Source organism: Stenotrophomonas maltophilia group sp. Smal13, from assembly GCF_030236855.1.
Classification (GTDB): domain Bacteria; phylum Pseudomonadota; class Gammaproteobacteria; order Xanthomonadales; family Xanthomonadaceae; genus Stenotrophomonas; species Stenotrophomonas maltophilia_A.
The window spans coordinates 5,677-7,381 of record NZ_JASJSQ010000044.1 but is presented as its reverse complement, the minus strand read 5'-3'; the positions used below and the strand labels follow the sequence as shown (position 1 = coordinate 7,381).

The window sequence follows — 1,705 nt, the reverse complement described above, 5'->3', positions numbered from 1 at the left end:
CGGGATGAGCGTGTCGACCAAGGTCGACACCTACCAGGCGCATGTAGCGTCGAGCTACGCTCGACGGCTGTTGGTAGACGCCGACCTTGGTCGGCGCCAGGGCTGAAGGTGCCGTGGAATGAGCGTGTCCACCAAGGTCGACACCTACCGGGTGGCAGGTAGCGCCGGGCCATGCCCGGCGGATCGCGGCTTCAATTCCGCCGCGGATCCAGCGAGATCAGGCGCGTGGCATCCAGCAGCGCGGCCGGCAGATGCATGCCGCCGGGCGCGGCGAGATAGCGCGGCCGCCACTGCGGATCGAACTTGGATTTGAAGCGGCGCAGGCCACTGAATCCGTAGAAGCGTTCGCCGTGCCGCGCCAGCAGGCCGGCCAGTCGGTTCCAGCGACCGGCCAGCCGATGCTGTGCCAGCCCGGACAACGGTGCCATGCCCAGCGAGAAACGCGCATAGCCCTGCGCGCGGCCCCACAGGAACAGTTCGATGAAGAGGAAGTCCATCGTGCCCTTCGGTGCTTCGTTGACGTGGCGCATCAGGTCGACCGACAGCTCGGCGCCGGCCGGTGCCTGCCACAGGTTGGCGAACGCCACGATCTGGCCCTCGGCCTCGACCAGCGCCACCGGGAAGCGCACCAGGTAATCCGGGTCGTAGCTGCCCAGCGAGAAGCCCTTCTCATCGCCGGCCTTGTCTTCCAGCCACGCGTTGGAAATTGCGTGCAGGCGCGGCAGCAGGCTGGGAATTTCCTCCACCGGTGCCACGCGGAAGGACAGGCCACCGCGCTTGCCCCGGTTCCAGGCTTGGCGCAGATCGGCGCGTTCGCGGCCTTCCAGGCCGAAGTCGTGCAGCGGCACCATCGCTTCCTCGCCCAGCTTGACCAGGCCCAGGCCCAGGTCGAGGTAGGTCTGCCAGTAGGTCTCGCCCACCTGGTAGAACACCGGGCGCAGGCCCAGCCGGTCGGCTTCCTCGCGGAAGCGCCAGATCAACGCGCGCGCCACGTCAGGCGGGCCGACCGGATCGCCCATCGCGATCAGCGAACCGCCGTAGCGCTGCATCATCACGAAGCCCTGTTTCGCGTCATCGCGCAACACCGCCTTGTCGGCGGTCAGTACCAGGCAGGCCTGGGTATCGGTGGCACCGACCAGTACCGGCGCCAGTGATTGCAGCGTGGCCTCGTCGGCGGCTGGCAGCGGGCTGCGCGTGCTGTGCAGCAGCCGCGCCAGGCCGAACATCACCAGCGCGATGGCGACCACCAGCAACGCACGCAGTGCGCGCGGTGCATTGCCCGACACCGCGAACTGCCACCACAGCTCGTTCTGGTATTCGACATGACTGTAGGTGAAGAACAGCAGCCAGGTGACCGCCACCAGCACCAGGCCGAGATTGCGCAGCCACGGCCACGACCAGGCTTCGTCCAGCAGTGCGCCCTGGCGGTAGAACTCGCGGCGCGCGGCCCACAGCGCCATCGCCGCCAGCACTGCGGAAACTGCGATCAGCCATTGGCCACCACGCAGCCACAACGGCAACGGGGTGACCACGCACACCACCATCGCCAGCATCCACGCCGCATGGCTGCGCCGGGCCAGGCCCTGGCCGATCAGCAGCAGCGCGACCCCGCTGAGGCTGCCGATCAGGTGCGAGGTTTCCAGGATCGGCAGCGAGGCGTTGACCAGGTGACGGCGCGGCGTCGGCAGCGTGCCGTCGATGACCA

General features: G+C 68.3%; 1 protein-coding gene. It reads right to left on the bottom strand.

The genetic code is table 11. From position 1 onward, the window contains the following. Window positions 1-191: 191 nt before the first annotated feature. A partial coding sequence (gene mprF, locus QRO95_RS14985; RefSeq protein ID WP_285302903.1) for a bifunctional lysylphosphatidylglycerol flippase/synthetase MprF occupies window positions 192-1,705 on the bottom strand: 1,514 nt, incomplete at its 5' end.